This window comes from Candidatus Bathyarchaeota archaeon (assembly GCA_018396705.1).
In the GTDB taxonomy this organism is placed as follows: Archaea; Thermoproteota; Bathyarchaeia; order Bathyarchaeales; family Bathycorpusculaceae; genus DRVP01.
Window position 1 is genome coordinate 140,627 of sequence record JAGTQZ010000003.1, and the last position, 20,966, is coordinate 161,592.

Consider the following 20,966-nt stretch of genomic DNA (forward strand, 5'->3'; position numbering starts at 1 on the left):
AGGGACAATTTAATGGATCTTAAGAAGACAATTAAGCTATTGGCCGTTGTTACTTCGTTTTTAGTGACATATTATTTGGCTGCTCCCTTCGAGGAAAGAATGCAGTCGACATTATCCATTTTGATCCTCGCCTCAGGGCTTTGGATTACGGAACTTCTTCCCCTAGGCGTAACCGCACTAATAATTGCGGTTATGCAACCGTTACTGAGAATTCAAACCTTTGAGAAGGCTTTAGCCCCCTTTTTCTCTCCAACAGTTGTTCTTATACTTGGCAGCTTTTTTCTGGCATTAGCTTTTGAAAAGCAAGATTTAGATGAGGCCTTAGCCTATAGAATGGTTACACATTTAGGAAGCAACATTAAAAAATTGGTTTTAGGATTAATGTTTACTACAGCTTTTCTCTCGATGTGGCTGAATAACACTGCCACCGCGGCGTTGATGATAACGCTAGCATTGAGCTTAGCAATAAAATGTAATAAAGAACAGGACAAGGAGAACTTTTATAAAGTGATGATTTTAGGCATAGCATATTCCTCCAGTGTTGGGGGAATAGCAACTCTTATTGGAACACCACCTAATATGGTGGCCGCTGGAATGCTCCAGGAACTAGTCGGCTATGATTTAGCCTTCCTCGGATGGATTCTTTACGGGCTGCCAATAACGGTTATTTTGGTTCTTTTAATTTGGGCCCTTCTTTTTAAGCTGTTTCCTGTAGGAGAAGTTGATGTCCAAATACCTAAAAAAGAAGTTTCTACACTGAATTTCAAGCAGAAGCTCACTTTAATTATTTTTATTCTAGCCGCATTTTTATGGCTTACTAGCAATTTACCGGAGCCTATAGCGTTTATTTTGGGATGGAGTGGACATGGGCTTCCTTCAGGTCTAGTGGCTTTAGTTATAGCGATTGTTCTATTCCTGACAGGAATTTTAAACCAGCATGACATTCTAAGGGTAGATTGGAACACTGTCTTACTTTTTGGCGGTGGCCTAAGTTTAGGTGCGGCTATGGAAGCGTCTGGATTGACTGATTGGATAGGTCAAAATTTAGCTGAAATCGTTGGCGGGGGCTCATCTGTTACGTTATTCGTTATTTTGGGATTTTCTGCGTTGATTTTCACGATGATCGCCAGTAACACTGCGAGCGCCAACGTTTTCATTCCTATAGCCATATCTGCGAGTCTGGCCGCAGGCATAAGTCCAGTCGTGTCCGCTGTTCTAGTGGCCATATGTTGTAGCCTTGACTTTATGCTGCCAGTAGGCACACCACCTAACGCAATTGCGTATAGCACTGGAAAAGTAAAAGTTAAAGAGATGGTGAAAGTCGGATCGGTATTGAATATTATAAGCGCCTTAATAACTATGCTTTTTGCTTTGACATTTTGGCCTTATATTTCTTAACCTTCAAGTTGCACGCAGTTTAATGTACTATTGAGTTAGGTCATACACGTCCGCATAAAATTATCATGATAGCAAGTCTTGCTGCGATAAAAGTTGATGAGACAGCACATGCTGCTAATTTTCAAGCAAGAATGTATTCTTGAAGCGGTTGCACTGTTGGTTTTCTATTTTTCAAGCATTTTAAAGTTTGGGCTATGAATGACGCAAGCTCGACTGTTGTGATCACTGGAACATTGAAATCAACAGCAGTTCTTCTAATGGCATACGCATCTGGATGTTTTCGAGAGTTCCCAGATGGAATACTTATGACGAAGTCTATTTTCCGTTGAGATAACAACACAATAGGGTTAGGATTACCAAGCGCATCGTTCACGTTGTGAAGCATCTCTACGTTGCTTATCCCTTCATTCACCAACATGTTGAAAACATTTCTGTCCGCATAGATTTTGAACCCCATTTCATAGAGGGCCGCGGCTATAGATGAAATTTCTTCAGCCCTTTTGTCGTCTTCAACGGTTATTAGCACACGTCCTTCATTTGTCGGTATGGCGAATCCAGCAGCATGTAAGGCTTTTATCAGCGCATCGGCGAAATCTTCTCCTAAACATGCAACTTCACCTGTGCTTTGCATCTCAACTCCAAGCAGCGGATCAGCCTCATTTAAACGTGCGAAACTGAATTGGGGAACTTTAACGCCTACATGTTGGATTCTTGGGCGGCTTATCTTTAGCTCACTAATTTTCTTTCCAAGCATTGCAAGGCTGGATAATTCCATTAAGTTAACGCCTACAGTTTTGCTTGTGAAGGGCATGGATCTGGATGCTCTTAAATTGCATTCAATAACATAGACCTCGCCATTTTTAACAAGATATTGTATGTTAAAAGGCCCCTTAATTCTAAGGGATCTCGCTATTTTACGCGTGTATTCTTCTATCTTTTGTATTGTGCTTTCCTTAAGCGTCTGTGGAGGTATACACATAACTGCGTCGCCACTATGCACCCCCGCATTTTCCACATGTTCTATTATGGCACCTATGAAAACTTCTTCGCCGTCCGCCACGCCGTCTACGTCAACTTCCTTGGCGTTTTGGATGAATTTGGATACAACAACAGGATATTCAGGTGAAACTTTTGCCGCTATTTCAAGGTACTCCTTGAGTTCATGACTTGAGTGTGCAATCTTCATGCCAGAACCCGATAAAACATAACTTGGCCTCACAAGAACCGGATAGCCTATTTCTTCAGCAAACTTTATAGCGTCGTCTATTGTCGCCATTTTGCTCCACTTAGGTTGGGGAATCCTAAGTTCCTCTAAGAGTTGGCTGAATTTTGAGCGGTCTTCAGCTCTATCTATGCTTTCCGCAGAAGTCCCAAGTAGTTTAACTCCAAATTTTGCAAGTTTCAGAGCGATGTTATTCGGTATTTGTCCTCCAACGCTTACAACAACACCCATCGGCTTTTCCTTCTCGTAAATGTCTAAAACCCGTTCTAAGGTTAGCTCTTCAAAGTAGAGCTTGTCAGACACGTCATAGTCTGTTGAAACTGTTTCGGGGTTATAGTTCACCATGATTACTTCTTCTACACCGTGTTTTTTGAGGGACCACACAGTGTTTACTGCACACCAGTCAAATTCAACACTTGAACCTATTCGGAAAACACCAGCACCCAAAACTACAACTTTGTTTTTATTTGTCTCAAATTTAACGTCATCTTCTTCTCCACCATAAGTTAGGTAGAGATAGTTTGTTTTGGCAGGCCATTCAGCTGCCAGCGTATCCACCTGCTTGACTACCGGAATTATGCCCTTGCGTTTTCTCCATTCTCTTATTTCTATTTCGCTCTTGTGGAGGCACTGGGCGATTTGCTTGTCTGAAAATCCTAAACGTTTTGCTTCTTTTATAACTTCGAAGACTTCTTCAGATTCTATATCTAAAGACTTCAATTTTTCTTCCATTTCAATAATGTTCTTTATTTTATATAGGAACCACGGATCTATGCCGCTTAAATTGTAGATTTCCTCTATTGGAACACCCATTTTTATTGCTTTTACGATTTTGAAGAGCCTTTCGTCGGTGGGCTCCGCCAAAGCTTTTTTAATCAGCTCAACTGGCTCCGCTTTATCGTCTTCACCATTGCCCACAAGCCCAGCTTTTCCAATGTCTAACATTCTAACGGCTTTCTGCAGGGCTTCTTCAAAGCATCTGCCAATGGCCATGACTTCTCCAACAGATTTCATTTGAGTCCCTATTCTTCTGTTGACGCCGTTAAACTTTTGGAAGTCCCATCTTGGAATTTTGACGACAATATAGTCTAGGGACGGTTCAAAACAAGCTGTTGTGATTCTGGTGACTTTGTTTAAGAGTTCAGGAAGCAAATATCCTATGGCTAGTTTGGCTGCAATGTAGGCAAGCGGGTAACCTGTTGCTTTACTTGCCAATGCAGAGCTTCTTGACATGCGGGCGTTGACCTCAATAGCGCGGAATTCTTCGCATTTTGGATGTAAGGCCCATTGAATGTTGCATTCGCCTACTATGCCGAGGCTTTGAATGACTTTTATAGAAGCAGAACGGAGAAGGTGATATTCTCTGTTTGTAAGTGTTTGAGATGGGGCGACGACTATTGAATCGCCTGTGTGAATTCCCATCGGATCGAAATTTTCCATGTTGCAAACTGTTATGCAATTGTTTGCTCTGTCCCTCATAACTTCATACTCAATTTCCTTCCATTTACCGACATATTCCTCAACAAGCACTTGGGATATCATGCTTTGAGCTAGGGCTTTGGCCGCCAACCGCTTTAACTCTTCCGCGTTGAAAGCAACGCCTGAACCTCCGCCTCCAAGCGTGTACGCAACCCTTAAGATGACAGGATAGCCTATTTCTTCAGCTATTTCTAGAGCTTCTTTAACGGATGTAGCGGATTTGCTCCTAAGAACGGGTATGCCAGCTTGTATCATTGCTTGCCTGAAAAGTTCTCTGTCTTCTGTTGCTTCGATAGCTGATATTGGGGTTCCTAAAACTTCCACTCCATATTTTTCGAGTATGCCTTCTTTCGCTAACTGCACGCCACAGTTTAGAGCTGTTTGACCACCAAAACCTAGCAGTATTCCGTCAGGCTTCTCTTTTTTGATAACTTCCTCAACATAATTTGGTTCAACAGGCAAAAGGTAAACTTTACCCGCTAAACGCGGATCGGTTTGTATTGTCGCAACGTTCGGGTTAACTAGAATAGTTTCAATTCCTTCTTCCCTTAAGGCTTTGAGGCATTGGCTACCAGAATAATCAAACTCAGCAGCCTCACCAATTTTTATTGCACCGCTTCCGAGAACCAACACCTTCTTTATCCATTCAAACTTTGGCATTTTCAATCCCTCAAAAGTTTACAAAATTCGTCGAAAAGGAAACCAGTGTCATAAGGCCCCGGATTTGCTTCCGGATGGAATTGAACGGCAAAGACAGGCTTTTGCTTATGTTTTAAACCTTCCACGGTACTATCGTTTGCGTTTACAAACCAAATGTTCAATTCCGTTTTTTTCAGAGAATCCGCGTCCACGGCATAGCCATGGTTTTGAGTTGTTATGTAACATCTGTTCGTTTCAAGCTCAAGGGCTGGTTGGTTTTGTGAACGATGTCCATACTTCATTTTATAGGTGTTTGCGCCCGAGGCTAAGGCTATTATCTGGTTTCCAAGACAGATTCCCATGAGTGGAAAATCCAGCGCTATTAGCTCTTTAACGCATTCGATGGTTTCAACGCATTTTTTCGGGTCTCCGGGGCCGTTGCTTACAACAACCCCACTGGGTTTGTACTCCATGAGCTCTTTAGCTGAACAATTATACGGTACGCGGACAACCTTTAATCCGCGTTCGATAAGATTTATCAATATGCTGTGCTTTACACCACAATCGATAACTACAACAGTTTTCTTGCCGCCATGATTATAGCATACTGGCTTTTTGATGGATACTTCGCTGACCAAATTTCGCATATTTGGATCGGGGGCTCTTTTCGCTTCTTCAATGAGTTGTTCAACATTTGGCTGTTCATCTTCTTCACACACTTGGAGCACGCCACGCATTACGCCGCTCACTCTAAGCTTTTTTGTAATCATTCTGGTGTCTACGCCCCATATTCCAGGGACACCCTCTTCGGAAAGCCATTCGTTTAAAGTTCTTCTCGAAGCCCAATGATGGGGATTTTCACAAAGTTCATGAATCACAAGACCAGCAACTTTTATTCCATCAGACTCAAACGGGGGAAACAAATCTTCTTTTCTATGTACGGGGATTCCATAATTGCCGATGAGAGGATAAGTTAAAACCAAAATTTGCCCATGATAAGATGGATCTGTCAAAGATTCCACATAACCAACCATAGAAGTTGAGAATACAACTTCCCCTACCACTTTTTTAGGTGCCCCAAAACCAAAACCAATGAAGCACGACCCGTCTTCCAAAACCAGAGCAGCTTTTCTTTTCCGGGGCAATCCTTTTGTGCTCAAAGCCCTACAACACCTTCACATTTTTATTTTTAAACTTTTTGGTTTTGTTGCCTTGCAAAGCTCTTCAATCAAACTGTTAAGGTTTTTGCTTGCAGTTGCCATTTTTTCCTCTACCTCAGCCACTTTTGCATTTGATAAAGCAAGCATGTTTCGGCGGGAGTCAACCATCCTCCGTGCTTCAACTGGGGATGGGCCTCCTCGGACGCTGTGCGTTTTAACAAAATTTGCCACATCAACTGAACTCTTGATGTCGCTTTCGTTAACGCTTAAAGATAAACCAGCAACCTCTTCAGCGGTTTCTTTCAGCATTTGAGAAGTTACGTCTTTTGGATGTAACCCGTTTTCGACAAGTTTTCTACTTAAGGCGCCTACGATTTTATGCGCTGTTCTAAATGGAACATGATATTTCTGGAACAAAACTCTTATAAGCTCCGTAAAAGTTGAAAAAGCTAAATTCGGGTTTTCTAAGTTTTGCATAGGCTCACATGCAGCAATCAACTTGGACAGAATATTGAGCGAATCACTAATTTTGGCACAAGACTCCCAAAGTTTCGGTGTTACTTCTTGAAAATCTAGGTTATAACCTGATGGCAGAGATTTCAAAATCAAGGCACACGTCGCAAAATTGCCTATAACATGGCCCATTCTCGCGCGAATCACCTCAAGTACGTCCGGGTTCTTTTTTTGGGGCATTATACTGCTGGTTGAACAAAACTCATCTGGAATCTCGATCAAATTGAATTCGGGTGCGCTCCAAATTATCATATCTTCAACAAGACGACTTACGTCAACGGCCAGCATAGATAGAACAGCAAGTGTTTCCATGACAAAGTCGCGGCTGCTGACAGCGTCAATCGAGTTTTCTAAGACTTCATTGAAACCTAAAAGCTCAGCCACTCTTTCCCTGTTTATTGGGAAACTTGTTGTAGCCAAGGCTGCGGCGCCCATGGGGCACATATTAACTCTGTTATAGCATTCCACAAGTCTCTCAAAGTGTCTCTGAAAAACATCGAATTGATACAGGAGGTAGTGGGCAAAAGTTATTGGTTGAGCTGGTCTAAGGTGAGTATACCCACATATAATCGTGTCCACATGTTTTTCAGCTTTTGCCAACAATTTTGTCTGAAAGCCAAGTATGATCTTCATCAAATCTACTAGTTCTTCACGTAACCCCATCCGAATGGCTGTTGCAACTTGATCGTTCCTGCTCTTTGCCACGTGAAGGTTTTCGCCAGCCGATTCTTTCGTTTTTCTAATGACCTCTTCTTCGATGCAGACATGTATGTCCTCAAGCCACGGTTTTATTTTGAATTCTTCTTGTTTCAAGGCTTTGAGAATCTCGACCGCGTCCTCTTCGCCTATTATTTTCTGCTCCATCAACATTATGGTGTGGGCTTTGTTTATCGCTACTACATGTTTTAAGAGCTTCACGTCATCCTCTATTGAAGAAATAAAATGAGAAACCTCTTTTTTTGTAGACTTTATTCTGCCTCCCTTGAACAGCAAACTCACGGTATTTTTCCCTCTTCAACCCCTAGAACGCTTTTGAGAACATGGAAAGTCTTCGACTGCAGTCCCCAAAGCTCAACAAAACCGCGCGCCAGAGTTTGGTCAAATGTTGTTCCAACGTCGTAAGTAGCCAATTTCAAGTCATAAAGCGCGTATTTTGACGAACGACCAACAACCCTTAAGTTTCCCTTATATAACTTTAGCCTAACCTTACCACAGACGCGTTCTTGGGTTTTATTTATGAATGCTTCTAAATCTGCTCTTAGAGGATCTACCCATAAGCCAGCATATGCCAGAAAAGTCCATTGCGCATCTACATATTTTTTGAACGCTAATTCATGGCTTGTAAGAACCATTTTTTCTAGGTCTTTGTGCGCCTCTATTATTAATGTGGCCGCTGGACATTCATAGACTTCTCTTGATTTAATGCCTACGATCCTGTCCTCAATGTGGTCGATGCGTCCAATTCCATGTGTACCTCCAATTTCGTTCAGTTTTACAATTAATGAAACCGGATCCATTATCTCGTTATTGAGTGAGTATGGAACACCATGCTCAAAACCTATTGTTACGTACTCCGGTTTGTCGGGACACTTCTCAGGCGGCAAGGTCCACTCAAAAGCATCCTCTGGTGGTTCACTGTCTGGATCCTCTAATACACCGCATTCAATCGCGCGACCCCAAAGATTTTGATCAATACTATAGGGACTTTTTTTGCCTAGAGGTATTGGCAAGTTTTTCTCCTTTGCAAATTCTATTTCTTTGTCTCTTGTTAATTGCCAGTCCCTTACGGGTGCTATAACCTTCAAATGGGATGCAAGCGACTTTATGGTAACGTCAAAGCGAACTTGGTCATTTCCTTTGCCGCTGCATCCATGGGCGACTGTGGTTGCCTTTTCCTTTTTGGCAATTTCCACCATTTTTGCAGCTATTAGTGGACGCGAGAGGGCGCTGCAGAGTGGGTATTTTTCTTCATAGAGGGCGTTGGCTTTTATTGCTGGGAAAACATAGTTCATGACGAATTCCTTTTTCGCGTCAATTGTATAGTGCTTGATGGCACCAAGTGCTAAGGCTTTCTCTTCTATTGTTTTCGCATCCATTCCTTGACCTACGTCTACCGTAAGTGTTACGACATCTGCTCCGTATTTTTCTTGAATCCACTTTATCATGACAGATGTGTCAAGGCCGCCTGAGTATGCCAAGATGACTTTTTCTTTTGACATGTGTTGGGCTGGTACCTAGCAAACCTTATATATTTTTTGGTCAAAATATATCAGAAACAGACAAAGGTGACTAAATATACAATGAGTATATCTAGAATTGTTCAAGAGTTGATAGATAAAGATATTTCCATTCAACATGCCCTTGAAAAGGGATACGGAAACTACAGCGCGATAGCAAGAATGTTAAAACCAATGGTTGAAGAGATATTAAACCGGAAAGTTAAACTTGGAAGTATAATCACAGCCGTAAAAAGGGCAGGTACAGCCTACAAACTCACATACTACAACGATGCAACCAGCGTCATCGCAGACAGCACAATAAACCTAAGAACAGACGTGGTTAAAATCTCAGCTGAAAAAACTAGGAGAAACATAGAAACAGTAAGAAAAATATTGGCGGAGTTCACGCGTGATGAATACATCCAAATAATAGATGGAATGCGAACGATAACCATGCTCCTCGACCAGAAATTGATGGAAAGAATTCGATCAAACTTTCCGCTAGAAAACATTATTGAAGAAAAGAGCAACCTTGTAGCTATAATTATAACGAGTCCACAAAAAATCATTGAAACACCTGGTTGCATCACGTCCTTTTACAACACCATTTCAAGAATGCACATAAACATTGAAGAAACATTAAGCTGCTCCACCGAAACGATAATAGTTCTGCAGTTAAAGGATGTCGGGAAAGCCTTGTCAGCACTTACGAATTTAATTTCAGAAGCCCGAAAGATAACGTGGGGTAAAATTAAAGATTCAACATCTACTACCAAAAAATCATAGGCTGGCGCATGGTATTTATGTCTCAATCGACTTTACTTCTAAAGGGCACTTTAGAGTTCTCTGCTCATTAGATATGCGTCTTCGCCGTCCGAATAGTAACCGTTAATTGTTCTTGTGACCTTGAAACCCAATTTTTTATATAAGTTTATAGCTGGCGTGTTAGAAACCCTAACCTCTAGAAAGGCTTGCTTGGCATTGTATAGGCGCATTCCCTCCATAGCTTTGGATACCAATGCATGACCTATACCTTTTTGTCTATGTTCAGGCATGACAGCTATTGAGACAATATGGCCTTTCTTTATGAAACCGCTGAAACCAAAGTTGGACAAGCCTATTTCGATGCGGCACATAACATAACCTACAACTTCGCCGTTCACTTCGGCAACTATAAAAGTTTCTGGGAAACGGTTATGTAAGTCCATGAAAAAGTAGTCTCCATAATTTTCTGGAAGACAAACACGGTTTATATACATGACGCGCTCCAGATCCTTCGGCGCGAATTTTCGAAGAATAAATGCTTGCTGCAAGCACTTTTCACCATACGTGCGCCCTTTCAAAGCTTAAGTTAGGTTCACAGCCAGACTTTAAAGGTTTTCCTTTATAACGTCTGTAGGTTTCACTCGCTCGCTTTAACTTCTGGAAGGGTATAGTTCCCGTAGGGTATAACCCAAACTTTAGCGTTTTCCTCAGCTATTTTGAAGGCTTGACCTAAGGCTTCATTCACTGTCCGCGCCGTTTTTAACTTGAAAACATTTACGGTATAGTAATCAGGCATGACTGAGACAAGGATTATTTGGGCTTTTTGTAACGCCTTCATCAAGAGGTATGCCTTATGCCCGCCTAAAACAAAGTTCCTTTTAATCTCTTTCTCCATGATCTTTAAATCCTTGAACTTGGCCATCCAATCAAAAAAAGCTTGGTTTCCATGCCCTTCTGGACACTCGGCGACAAGGATAATGACGCCGTTTCGTTTAACAATCTCTAAAGCACTGTCAATAGCTTTATATGCTTGATAAAGGTTCACGTCCGCTGGATATCCACCAGGACTTACAACAACAATGTCTGCTCTACGGTCTACGGGGACACGATACATTTCGTCTACAAGCTTAACGCCCTCTAAGAAGGCTTGTTCCAAGTCTCCTGCGAAGGCTTTCACTATTTCGCCTTTACTGTTGACCACAACATTCAATATGAAATCAACTTTCGCCATTTTTGCAGCTTCAACCATGTCTTCATGAACAGGGTTCCCGTCTAAAACACCTGTTCTTGCCTTTGGATGCAGGAGCATGGCGTGGTTAGCCTTTATAGTTTCCTCGCCCGCAACTCCTGGAAGAACGCTTTTTCTTCCGCCGCCATAGCCAGCATAATAATGGAAACTCACGTCTCCCGTCAAAATTTTAACATCTGCCTCTGCAAAGACATGGTTAAGGTAAACTTTTGTCCCAAACTTTGTGGTGCCAACATAAACTAGATCTGACGCTCTGCAGTCGTGGCTTATGGTTTTAACACGGTTTACAACAGCATCGCCTATGAGTCTAACTGCTTCTTCGCGGGTAACAGCCCTGTGGACGCCGCAGCCAAAAATGATAGTTACGTTTTCATCTCTAACCCCGGCGTTGTTTAATTCCTCTAGGATTGGAGGAATCATTAAATGGCTTGGTGCCGGACGCGTGGCATCATCAACCACAATTGCCACTTTATGATCCGGCTTAACGATTTCCGCCAACCTTTTAGAGCCAACTGGTTCTTTTAAAGCCCTTTCGATCTCTACCCGTGCATCCGAAACAGCAAGCTTTTCTTTAGGTTCTACGGTGCCCAAAAAGTTTCGAGTTGGAACTCTCAAGCATACCTCAGTTTTCCCGTAGGGAAGCCAAACGTCAACCAAAGCATTTTCACCGCCAATCATCCGTCTATTTACATTTCCCAGAATATTTTAGTTCTGTTTATTTGGCAGCTTTGAACGTGATCAAACATCAGCAATGTTGTCTTCGACGTCTCTCTCATCATTCATTATCATTCTTTTTATATGTTTTTATATGATATGAGTTGACGATAAATTCAATCTCTGGTGTTGAATATGGTTGTGCTCAAGTCAAACGATGTGGAAGTTGAGGCTGCTTTAATAGCAGCTAAGTTGATGGTTGCATCTGCAAGAACTGCACCTAAAGCACGTGGAGAAGATAAGATCACCGCTGCTATTGTAACCGGAGATGAAAAAGAAGCGCTTGCCAATAGAATGGTGGAGTTAGCTGTGCCGGGCCTTCCGGAAGAGCGTATTCGCAAACAAGTTGTTAACGTAAAAAATGCTGATGCAGTTGTTTTAATTGGAGTGAAAATCGATGCAGAAAAAGATGAAAACGAGCGCATCATGAGATTAGTGGATTTGGGTATTGCTATTGGTTCAGCTGTTAAAACCGCAAGCTTGCTGAATATAGATAACAGGGTAATGTTCACCGTTGGCAAAGCGGCTCAAAGTTTGAAGCTTATAGATGGAGATGTTGTCTTCGGCATACCTATCTCAGTTAGGGGTAGCAATATCTTCTTCGATCGATATGATCCATTGAAAACGCATTGGCAAGAGGAACTACCAGCTCGCTAATTTTAAAACGTGATATAAGGCGAGACTGTAAACTCGGAACAACCGGCTGGAAACCATCAGTTTTAGTAATTAATGGATGGGCATAAGCTCTTTAAGGACATGGGTAGCATTAAGTATAGACGTGAGGAACCTTGTATGGCAATCGAGAAAACGCCTGGAAAAAATGAGATAATGTTTGTGTGGTTTAACCGCTATGCTGGAGTGACCATAAAAACCCCGACGAAAACTCTTGTCGTAGATCCTGTTGATGTTAAAGCTAAAATTTTCCAGAAAGTTGATGCCGTGCTAATAACCCACGAGCACTACGATCATTTGGATCCTTCACTGGTTGCGGAGATCCACAAGTTTTCCCAATGCTTAGTTATAGCCGATCAAACTTCAGCGAGGAGACTACGCAACACTATTCCACAAGAAAAGCTCAGCCAAGTTCAACCAGGATTGGAGATTACATTAGGCGAGGTTTCTGTCAAGGCTGAGAAGTGCAACCATCCACCTGCGTCTACGCCCGTGTCCTACATAATTACAAGCGAGGATGGCGTCAAAATTTTCCATACAGCAGACAGTCTTCCATACCCGGAGATGGCAGCCATAGGTGAAAGAGAAAAATTTGACGTTGTTTTCTGCACCGTTGGAATTGCTCCGGGAGCTTCTCCAGAAACAGGATTTGAAATAGCAAGGCTTACCAAGCCTAAGGTGGCTGTTCCATATCATACCGGTTCAAACGCTGACTTAAAGAAGTTTAGCGAACTTTTAAAGAAGGAAATGCCCAAAACTACATGTTTAATTCCTGAGACTGGCAAGGTTTACCAAGTTTCAAAAAAGGTGTAGGTGATGCCACAGGAAGACGTAAAGGTTGAAGTGTGTAAAATCCTAAACAAGATTGGAGCGCTGCAATTTGGAACATTTAAACTTACCAGCGGCAAAATAAGCCCTTACTATATAGACCTCCGTGTGGTCCCAAGCTTTCCAGACGCTTTCAAGCGAATATGCGACATATACACGAGCTTTGTGAAAGAAACAGTGGGTGTTGAAAACTTTGACAGGGTTTCTGGAACACCCATGGCAGGCATGCCTTTCGCCACTATAATCGCTTACAACCTCAAAAAACCCTTCATATATATCCGGAAGGGAGTGCGCCTGCACGGAAGGCAAAGGAGGGTTGAAGGTGTTTTGGCTCCAGGTGACCGTGTTTTGTTGGTTGATGACCTCATTACAACAGGGCTGTCGCTTAGACGGGCAGCCAAAACAGTCATTGCTGAAGGGGGAGTTGTAAATGACGCTGTGGTTCTCCTCGACAGAGAGGAGGGGGGAGAAGAAAAACTCTGCAAGAGTGGAATTAGGCTTCATGCAGTGGTAAAAATCAGCGAGGCAGCCAACATGCTTTATGAAACAGGTGCAATAAATGAAGAGCAATTAAAAACTATTTTGAAACAAGTTAAAAAGTGATAAAAAGGGTTTAGAGAATTAGCGGGCAGCTACTCGTAGAATATGAGCCCTTTTTCCTCCAGTATTTCATGAAGTTTGTTGACAGCGTCGTAGACGTCTTGTTCTCTTTTCGCTCCAGTGCAAACAAGTTTGCCGCTGGCGAAAAGCAGTATAACCACCTTCGGATCGTCCATGCGGTAAATCAACCCTGGAAACTGTTCAGGCTCATACATAGTTTTTCCAAGTGTGTAAGCAGCCTTCTCCAGATCTATCATTCCACCAAGACTGGCGGATGCCACAATGTTCTGGATTTTAAGTTCAGGTTTACTAATAATAATTATTCCACCTCTTTTCAGTTCCTTGATAACCTTCATAACAGCTCTTTTAGCTTCCTTCTCAGATTTAGCTCCAGTACAAACCATCTTGCCAGAATTGAAGATTAAAGTAGCTGTTTTAGGACGTTTAAGCCTGAAAACCAGCCCTGGAAACTGCTCTGGACGATACTCGACACCAGGATAGCCTTTAACAACTGCGTTTAAGTCCACTTTTTGGTTTAAGGTTGCAGATGCAACGACGTTTTCTATACTTATTATAGGTTTAACCTTGGGCATGAAACATCACTACACTTGCACACATATTTAGTCTTTAAATATACTTTATAAAGCCTTACCTAGACTTATAAAAATACTTTGCAACCGCTATTTCTTTCATTTTAATCTTGATATTAACGGTTCTCATGCCTATGAAGTTTACAATTTTGTGTAGATTTTGCAGGTGAAGTTGCATGAACTATAACTATTGGTTTATGCTTTATCGTTTCAAGCATTTCCCAGCTTACTTCAGCTACACCAACTTTAAACCTTTCAGCCATTTCCCAGACGGTTCTGCCGGCGCCGAAGCCTCTAGCGCGGTTCGCAAGCTCTGCAATTGTTAGAGCATTCTCGGCTGAAATCTTGCATCCGGCAACCGCTAAGGGCGTTGCTCTCCTTCTAAGTTTCAGCATTCGTCCAACAACGTACGTTATAAAGCCGCCGCATGGGTGGATTCCTTTGATGGAGTTTGGTCTTGGCGTGAAGTGAAAGTTTCTGAACGAGTATGTTTTATCAGTGTCGACAATTATGACGCAGACTCTCTTCCCAAGCGTTTCAAAAATTTTTCTGTGAATTTTTTCAGCTATTTCTTGGGCATTTTTTAGTGGTAGGCAAACATACGAGTAAGGAAGATTTGTTCCATCTATGCCTCCCTCGGAGCCGAACATGAGGGCTTGTAACAAACCAGCATATTGAAGAGCAACCTGTTTGTGGCGGCTTCCAGCATCTTGCGGATACTTTCGAAGTTGTTGTATTAATTTTGGTCGTAGGTGGCAGATGAGTCCTAAAACATAACCCCATATTATGGGCATCCATAGCTTGGCGATCAATTTTGCGTTTAGGCTTGGCTGCACTTTGCCTTCATCCACAATGTTGCCATTTGCAATGGAAATGGCTTTTTCTGATATGACTAAGAAGTCGCTGTCCGAGATTTTTCCAGCGACACTTTTGATTATTTCTTGTAAGTAGTTTTCGCCCGGTCGCCAGTATTTAGTTTTTATAGCATAAGTCTTAAAAACAATTTTCAAACGTTTACACTCAGAGATTTTTGAAACGCTTTTTAATTTCCTCAATGTTGCATTCCGGCGGCTTCATTTTGCCTTCTGGACAGTAGCCGAGCTCCACGCATGTAGGTCCAGCGTTTTCGAAAAGGGATGGCGCAACCTGTTTTACTTGGCGAAGCATTTCGGTTGCTACTTCACGGAGTTCCCATTGGGAGCGTGTGCAACAGCGCAGATTAAAGAAGTGGCGGAGTTCCCGAGCGTTCATGGTTACGACGATGTTGGTTTTCGCAGCGTTGGGCAGAATATAACGTGCATCCTCTTTGTGGATTCCCATTTCCAGAAGCTTGTTGTAGGTTTCTGATATGCGTTCTAGGGTTTCATCAAACAGTTTTTTGGCTTCCGGGTTAGCGTTTATGGACGGTGGAACCACATAGCTTTTCAAAATGTCATATTTCACGTAGCGTTGGCTCTGCTGTGTGTAGGAGGCAAGGCGATGACGCACAAGCTGGTGCGTCAAAGCCCTAGAAACATCTTCAATACTAAAAGTAAAGGAGGCATGCTCAATAACAGACATGTGCCCGTAGCCAGTGACGCGTTTAACAATCTGCCTAGCCCTTTCCAAGTCCATGCTCTCAAACATTTCAGAGGGGTACCCGCCTTTAGATGAGGTTAGCGCTGCAGCTCCACAGAGAAGTTCCGGATCCGCCGTATAACGGAGAAGCTTAACCCTCATTTTGAACACCTTTTGCGTTTTAGACTCCGAAGGAAATAAATCTGGCTTGCGATAAAACGCTTTTGGACTGCTTCATGGCAAGAATAAAGAAAGCCATAGACTACATAAACGAGCTGTGTGAAAGCAAAAACGAGAAACAGCGAGCCCTTGGAGAGACACTCAGGGCCCAGTATAAACGGTGGACAGAGACGCTTACCCTTGAAGACTTTTTAAAATTCAGCGAAACTATAATGGAAAACAAGGCGGAAATCGGCGCAGCCCAGTTTTTCGGAAAATTTAGAGCTTACGCCTTCGAAGAATATATTTATCGCATTTTAAAGGCAAAAATTCACCTAGAAAAGCCTCTGGAAATCTTTTGGGCTGAAAAATGCCTCGTTTGGCGGGAGAAGGGCAAAGAATATGCTATGGAATTCGACGTTTCAATAGGCACCTGCAAGGGCGAGCTTGTGGATCCAATGATTGTTTTAGATGCCAAAGTGGAACTGGATTCTTCAAGGTTGAAAACGGCAATTGCCTCCTTTGCCATATTGAAAAAGTGGAAACCTGAAGCCAAATGCATAGTTGCCTATGTTAAAAGGGAGTTGGATGACAACCTCCTGAAGCTAGCGAGAAACTGGGCGGATGGGGTGTTCCAGTTTAGCCTAGAAAACAATGAAACTGAGGCTTTCCTAATTTTTGTTGCCAAATGTGTTCCAAGTGGTGTCTAGATTTTCTCGTATATGCGGTCGACTGTGTATTTTCCGCTCTCCATTTCCATTTCAATTTCACGCAGCAATAAAATGCGCTTGAAGGTTGGCGGATGCGTGGAGAACCATGTGTTGATTTTTGTCCATGTGGATTGAGCTTCCTTTTCCATGGCTAGTTCAAGTTCCCGCTCGTCTAAAACACCGTCTTTGTCGAGGTCATATTCAGCCTTTTTCTCTATTATTGAGGATATCTCAAGCTTAGCGGTCGCCGGATCCCCTATATAGAAAGGTCTAGCTCCGGAAGGTGGTCTAGGCGAAAGTGACAAGCCATAAGTAATTTTCGCCAAGGCGCTTTGGAGGCTTCGAGGCGAACCAGTTAAGTAGGCGGAGTAGGCATCCGCGTAATGTTCGCGGAGACGGCTTAACCCCCTAACGCATAAAAGTGAAATAATGTAGACAATATAGGAGATTAAGGCTGCGGCGAAAAAGGCTGCTTTAATGCTGCTCCCCTCTTCCTGCTTTCTTGACGTCGGCGCCCATCTTCCAGCTTCCCAAGTGGCTCGCGCGATTATATATGCAATGAGCGGCAAGGCGGAAAGCACAGTCATAACAATGAAGTCTTTATGTTTTATGTGGCCGAGCTCGTGGCCTATAACGCCTCTAATCTCGTCCTTATTGAGCTTCTTCAATAGGCCTTCGTGAACTGCCAGTGTGGCATCCTTGGCCATTCTGCCGAACACGAAGGCGTTAGGCGTCCCGTCCGGCACTATTGCAAGTTTGGGCATTGGCAGCCCGGCCTTTACGGCGAGCTCTCTTACGGTTTCTTCAAGCCATGGGTTTTCACCCTTCTCCAAGTAGCGTAGCCCCGTGGAGCTTGCTACAATAGCTGGCCCAATAAGGTACTGGAAGAGTATGAAGAGGACAGTGAGGATCAAAGCGTATAAGACGCTCACTTGGAGAACTATCATTACCGCGGTTAAGAAGAGGGCAAATATAAAGGCAGCGAGGAATATAGATGTGCCCATGGCAAGCTTAAGCTCAGCCAGCCTTCCCAAGACTCACTAACACCAGTGAGATTGCAGTTACTAATATGAGTTAAGGTTTTCCCTAAACGTCGGCTATTTCGCGTATTTCTTTGGATTCTTCTTGAATTCTTCCTCGCATATTCTTGAACAGAAATAGATGACGCGCCCATCATATTCAATTTTGCTGTAGGCTGTATCCGGATCTATTTTCATGCCGCAGACAGGATCCGTAACCAAGCGTTTTTTCGCCATTATCCCTTTCACCACCTCTGGCTCATATTTCCTTAAAGTCTGACTATTTAAGGCGACTATAACAGTGCTTAGGGACATTATTATCGCGCCGATGGCTGGCGGTAGATTCACGCCGTAGCCTGCTAGCACACCTGCTGCTAAGGGTATTGTCACCGTGTTGTAGCCGGCTGCCCACCATAGGTTTTGAACCATTTTAGAGTAGGTTTTGCGGGAAACGTCTATGGCTTTAACCACGTCCCGCGGGTCGTTTCGAACGAGGATTATGTCGGCGCTTTCAATTGCCACGTCTGTTCCAGCGCCTATGGCTATGCCCACATCCGCTGTGACAAGCGCCGGAGCGTCGTTGATGCCGTCGCCTACCATGGCAACGCGGTAGCCTCCGTCTCTTAGAAACTTTATTTTTTCCGCCTTTTTGTCGGGTAAAACTCTGGCGAAATAGTTGTCTATGCCGAGTTCCTTGGCAACCCAGCTGGCAACTTCTTCCGAGTCACCGGTAAGCATGTAAACCTTTACGCCTCTCTTTTTGAGTTCCCTAACAGCCTCGTAGGATTCTTCCCTAATAATGTCAGCCAAAGCCAAGGCGCCGGCAAGCTTGCCATCAACAACCACAAAGACAACGGTTTTGCCTTGCCTTTGCAACTCCGCTATTTTTGGGTCGTTGACGCTTATGCCCAACTCGTCTAGGAGATTTACGCTTCCAACATAAACCTCGTTTTTTCCAACCTTGGCGTAGGCACCTCGCCCAGGTAGAGCCTTAAATTCTTTGACTTGTGGAATTTTGGCTCCCTTGTTTCTGGCGTACTCCACTATGGCTTTTGCAATCACGTGCTCTGAGTTGAGTTCAACGGCGGCTGTTAAACTCAAAAGCTTTTCCTCAGACATTTGTGTAACGATGTCTGTTACGCCGAACTTGCCAACAGTTAAGGTGCCGGTTTTGTCGAAGACTACAACGTCCACGTCTTTAACCATTTCAAAGGCACGTCTATCCCTTATGAGGATGCCGCTCTTTGCGGTTATTGATGTGGAAATTGCCACAACCAGCGGTATCGCCAAGCCAAGCGCATGGGGACAAGCGATGACAAGCACTGTTACAGCCCTTTCAAGGGCAGCATCTGAACCAGCCAGAAAACTCCATGCTATGAAGGAGGTTATTCCAGCCACAAGCGCCACGTAAAAGAGCAGAGCTGCAGCCCTGTTCGCCAAATCCTGTGTTCGCGAACGGCTTTCTTGGGCTTGTTTGACAAGCTTTATGACCTGCGCTAGATAGGTTTCTTCGCCTATCCTTTCAATACGCACTTTTAGCATGCCTTCGCTGTTTATGGAGCCGCCCACCACTTTGTCGCCGATGGTTTTGCTTATGGGCTTTGACTCCCCAGTCAGCAGCGCCTCGTTAACCGAAGACGTACCCTCAACGACAACGCCGTCTGACGGTATTTTCTCTCCGGGGCGAACTAACACAACGTCGCCCTTCTGCAGCTGGGCTGTTGGCACATCTACGATTTCGCCATTTTTGACCAAGTGGGCTGATGTTGGCATTATGCGGACAAGCTCCTCCAGTGCCATGGAAGCGCCCATAACGCTCTTGGCTTCAACCCAATGACCCAAAAGCATAACATCAATCAATGTTGCAAGCTCCCAGTAGAAGTCTTTTCCGCTAAAGACAAAGACTGTTCCAAGCGAGTAGAACATAGCAACTGAAATGGCTACACCGATAAGCGTCATCATGCCCGGCTGTTTAGCCTTAATCTCGTCCGTCAAGCCTTTGAGGAAGGGCCAGCCGCCATAAACATAGACTATCAGAGATAACAGTGAAAGGATTTCCTTCTGGAAGGGGATTTTAAGCCACTCTAAGCCAAACCACATCTGAATCATTTCGGAAAGTAGCAAAATTGGAACCGTTAACACAAGCGAAACCCAAAATCTCCGCTTAAATTCCCCCACGTGATGGGCATGGTGATGATGACTATGGGTGCTCAAATGCCTCCGCTCCAGTATCTAGCCTTTAAGCTTCTCAAGAATTATTGCGGGACAGATTTTCTTAACCCCTTCTATTGGCCCGATTTTTTCAGATATAAGCCTCGTTAGTTCTCGGCCGTCTTTTGTCCAGATTTCCGTCATTATCATGTGGTCGCCGGTGGATGTGGCGACGCTTCGGATTTCTTTGAACTCGCAGAGTTTTTGGGCAACCTCCAAAAGTTTAGGTGGATCCACATCTATGCCAACAATAGCCACGGTGTTTAATCCTATCATCGCTGGGTTTATTTCAACAGTGAACCTTTTTATTACGCCTTTTTCTTTAAGGGCTTGAACCCTCTTGCGGATTGTGGACTCGCTTAATCTGAGCTTTTGAGCTATCTCTAAAAAGGGAAGCCTTGCATCCTCCTGCAGAAGCTTTAGGATTTTCTGATCAACTTCGTCTATTTCCGCATTTTTTCGCGCCATTTTCGTATCATCTTGTACGATTTTAGCTGAAATTTGTACGAAAAGCATATATGCCTTGAAAGATAAAAAGATTGTGGTATACGGAAGTGGAGAAGGATGTAAAATGGAGAAAGTTGAAGAGAAAAAACCGCTTTTGAGTCTCGGCGAAGTGGTTCCAGATTTTGAGGCGCTGACAACCCATGGCAAGATTAGGCTTTCAGACTTTAAGGGAAGATGGGTTATCCTGTTTTCACATCCCGCTGACTTCACACCTGTCTGCACAACGGAGTTTGTGGCTTTCGCTCAAATTTATCCTGAGCTTGTCAAACGCAACGTCCAACTTATAGGATTAAGCATTGACAGTGTCTACTCCCACATCGCATGGGTTAAAACCATCAAGGAAAAATTTGGCATAACAATACCATTCCCAGTGATCGCCGATTTAGACATGAAAGTAGCCAGCTTATTCGGCATGATACATCCCAAACAAAGCACGACAGCAGCAGTTCGCTGTGTCTTTGTAATAGACCCGGAAATGAAATTACGCGCAATGATATATTACCCGCTGAATGTAGGTAGAAACATGGACGAGATTTTGAGGCTTATTGACGCGCTACAAACAGCTGACAAGTACAAGGTGGCTTTGCCAGCCAACTGGAGACCCGGCGACCCGGTGATAGTGCCGCCTCCAACAACTCAAGAGGATGCTGAAAAACGTTTGCAGGAAGCCGCTCAACAAGGCTACGAGTGCGTTGACTGGTTCCTATGCAAGAAAAAGCTTCCATAAACCTCCTTTTTATGCATTTAATTGAGGT

At 43.5% G+C, this 20,966-nt stretch carries 19 protein-coding genes; 7 read left to right on the plus strand and 12 right to left on the minus strand.

Annotation, left to right across the window (positions count from 1 at the left end):
• Window positions 1-12: 12 nt before the first annotated feature.
• Window positions 13-1,398: a DASS family sodium-coupled anion symporter gene (locus KEJ24_03315; GenBank protein ID MBS7646849.1), complete on the plus strand. Its 1,386-nt coding sequence runs from the start codon at window positions 13-15 to the stop codon at window positions 1,396-1,398.
• 121 nt (window positions 1,399-1,519) lie between these two features.
• On the opposite strand, the gene carB is transcribed toward KEJ24_03315, so the two are convergent.
• From carB to KEJ24_03335, 4 genes are read right to left on the minus strand one after another with little or no spacing between them, the layout of a single operon-like run.
• Window positions 1,520-4,759 carry a carbamoyl-phosphate synthase (glutamine-hydrolyzing) large subunit gene (gene carB, locus KEJ24_03320; protein ID MBS7646850.1) on the minus strand — a complete coding sequence of 1,080 codons (3,240 nt, stop codon included), beginning with the start codon at window positions 4,757-4,759 and terminating at the stop codon, window positions 1,520-1,522.
• Between the two features lie 2 nt (window positions 4,760-4,761).
• A complete protein-coding gene (gene carA / locus KEJ24_03325; GenBank protein ID MBS7646851.1) occupies window positions 4,762-5,883 on the minus strand; it encodes a glutamine-hydrolyzing carbamoyl-phosphate synthase small subunit in 1,122 nt (373 codons plus the stop codon).
• A gap of 30 nt (window positions 5,884-5,913) precedes the next feature.
• Window positions 5,914-7,410 (minus strand): argininosuccinate lyase, encoded by a 1,497-nt coding sequence (argH, locus tag KEJ24_03330; protein ID MBS7646852.1) that lies wholly within the window; start codon window positions 7,408-7,410, stop codon window positions 5,914-5,916.
• The gene (locus tag KEJ24_03335; GenBank protein MBS7646853.1) at window positions 7,407-8,630 is read right to left on the minus strand and encodes an argininosuccinate synthase; all 1,224 of its coding nucleotides are present in this window, start codon (window positions 8,628-8,630) and stop codon (window positions 7,407-7,409) included. Before KEJ24_03335 ends, argH begins: the two co-directional genes overlap by 4 nt.
• 81 nt (window positions 8,631-8,711) lie before the next feature.
• Between KEJ24_03335 and KEJ24_03340 the strand changes: the two genes are divergently transcribed.
• Window positions 8,712-9,416, plus strand: a complete 705-nt coding sequence (locus KEJ24_03340; protein MBS7646854.1) for a hypothetical protein — start codon at window positions 8,712-8,714, stop codon at window positions 9,414-9,416.
• A gap of 50 nt (window positions 9,417-9,466) precedes the next feature.
• Here KEJ24_03340 and rimI read toward each other — a convergent pair whose 3' ends face one another.
• A complete protein-coding gene (rimI, locus tag KEJ24_03345; GenBank protein MBS7646855.1) occupies window positions 9,467-9,889 on the minus strand; it encodes a ribosomal protein S18-alanine N-acetyltransferase in 423 nt (140 codons plus the stop codon).
• Between the two features lie 143 nt (window positions 9,890-10,032).
• Window positions 10,033-11,301: a nickel-dependent lactate racemase gene (gene larA, locus KEJ24_03350; GenBank protein ID MBS7646856.1), complete on the minus strand. Its 1,269-nt coding sequence runs from the start codon at window positions 11,299-11,301 to the stop codon at window positions 10,033-10,035.
• A 192-nt stretch (window positions 11,302-11,493) separates the two neighbouring features.
• On the opposite strand from larA, the gene KEJ24_03355 reads away from it, so the two are divergent.
• The 3 genes from KEJ24_03355 to KEJ24_03365 all read left to right on the plus strand — a co-directional run bounded on the left by KEJ24_03355 (window position 11,494) and on the right by KEJ24_03365 (window position 13,461).
• Complete coding sequence (locus tag KEJ24_03355) at window positions 11,494-12,015, plus strand: ferredoxin (protein ID MBS7646857.1); 522 nt, start codon at window positions 11,494-11,496, stop codon at window positions 12,013-12,015.
• 135 nt (window positions 12,016-12,150) lie between these two features.
• Entirely contained in the window at window positions 12,151-12,843 is a 693-nt protein-coding gene (locus KEJ24_03360) for an MBL fold metallo-hydrolase (GenBank protein MBS7646858.1), read from the plus strand.
• 3 nt (window positions 12,844-12,846) lie between these two features.
• Entirely contained in the window at window positions 12,847-13,461 is a 615-nt protein-coding gene (locus KEJ24_03365) for an orotate phosphoribosyltransferase (GenBank protein MBS7646859.1), read from the plus strand.
• 29 nt (window positions 13,462-13,490) lie between these two features.
• Here KEJ24_03365 and KEJ24_03370 read toward each other — a convergent pair whose 3' ends face one another.
• The 3 genes from KEJ24_03370 to KEJ24_03380 form a co-directional block, all read right to left on the minus strand.
• Window positions 13,491-14,051: a TATA-box-binding protein gene (locus KEJ24_03370; GenBank protein MBS7646860.1), complete on the minus strand. Its 561-nt coding sequence runs from the start codon at window positions 14,049-14,051 to the stop codon at window positions 13,491-13,493.
• 113 nt (window positions 14,052-14,164) lie between these two features.
• The gene (locus tag KEJ24_03375; protein MBS7646861.1) at window positions 14,165-15,058 is read right to left on the minus strand and encodes a coenzyme F420-0:L-glutamate ligase; all 894 of its coding nucleotides are present in this window, start codon (window positions 15,056-15,058) and stop codon (window positions 14,165-14,167) included.
• 10 nt (window positions 15,059-15,068) lie between these two features.
• The gene (locus KEJ24_03380) at window positions 15,069-15,767 is read right to left on the minus strand and encodes an FAD-dependent thymidylate synthase (GenBank protein ID MBS7646862.1); all 699 of its coding nucleotides are present in this window, start codon (window positions 15,765-15,767) and stop codon (window positions 15,069-15,071) included.
• Between the two features lie 74 nt (window positions 15,768-15,841).
• Here KEJ24_03380 and KEJ24_03385 point away from each other — a divergent pair, with 74 nt between their 5' ends.
• On the plus strand, window positions 15,842-16,474 hold the full coding sequence (locus KEJ24_03385) for a hypothetical protein (GenBank protein MBS7646863.1): 633 nt from the start codon (window positions 15,842-15,844) through the stop codon (window positions 16,472-16,474).
• Here the strand turns inward: KEJ24_03385 and KEJ24_03390 are convergent.
• The 3 genes from KEJ24_03390 to KEJ24_03400 all read right to left on the minus strand — a co-directional run bounded on the left by KEJ24_03390 (window position 16,471) and on the right by KEJ24_03400 (window position 20,172).
• Window positions 16,471-17,508 carry a M48 family metalloprotease gene (locus tag KEJ24_03390; GenBank protein MBS7646864.1) on the minus strand — a complete coding sequence of 346 codons (1,038 nt, stop codon included), beginning with the start codon at window positions 17,506-17,508 and terminating at the stop codon, window positions 16,471-16,473. The two genes, KEJ24_03385 and KEJ24_03390, sit on opposite strands and share 4 nt — an antisense overlap.
• A gap of 63 nt (window positions 17,509-17,571) precedes the next feature.
• A complete protein-coding gene (locus tag KEJ24_03395; GenBank protein MBS7646865.1) occupies window positions 17,572-19,707 on the minus strand; it encodes a copper-translocating P-type ATPase in 2,136 nt (711 codons plus the stop codon).
• Window positions 19,708-19,725: 18 nt separating this feature from the next.
• Entirely contained in the window at window positions 19,726-20,172 is a 447-nt protein-coding gene (locus KEJ24_03400) for an Lrp/AsnC family transcriptional regulator (GenBank protein MBS7646866.1), read from the minus strand.
• Window positions 20,173-20,275: 103 nt separating this feature from the next.
• Here KEJ24_03400 and KEJ24_03405 point away from each other — a divergent pair, with 103 nt between their 5' ends.
• Entirely contained in the window at window positions 20,276-20,938 is a 663-nt protein-coding gene (locus KEJ24_03405; protein ID MBS7646867.1) for a peroxiredoxin, read from the plus strand.
• Window positions 20,939-20,966: the final 28 nt, after the last annotated feature.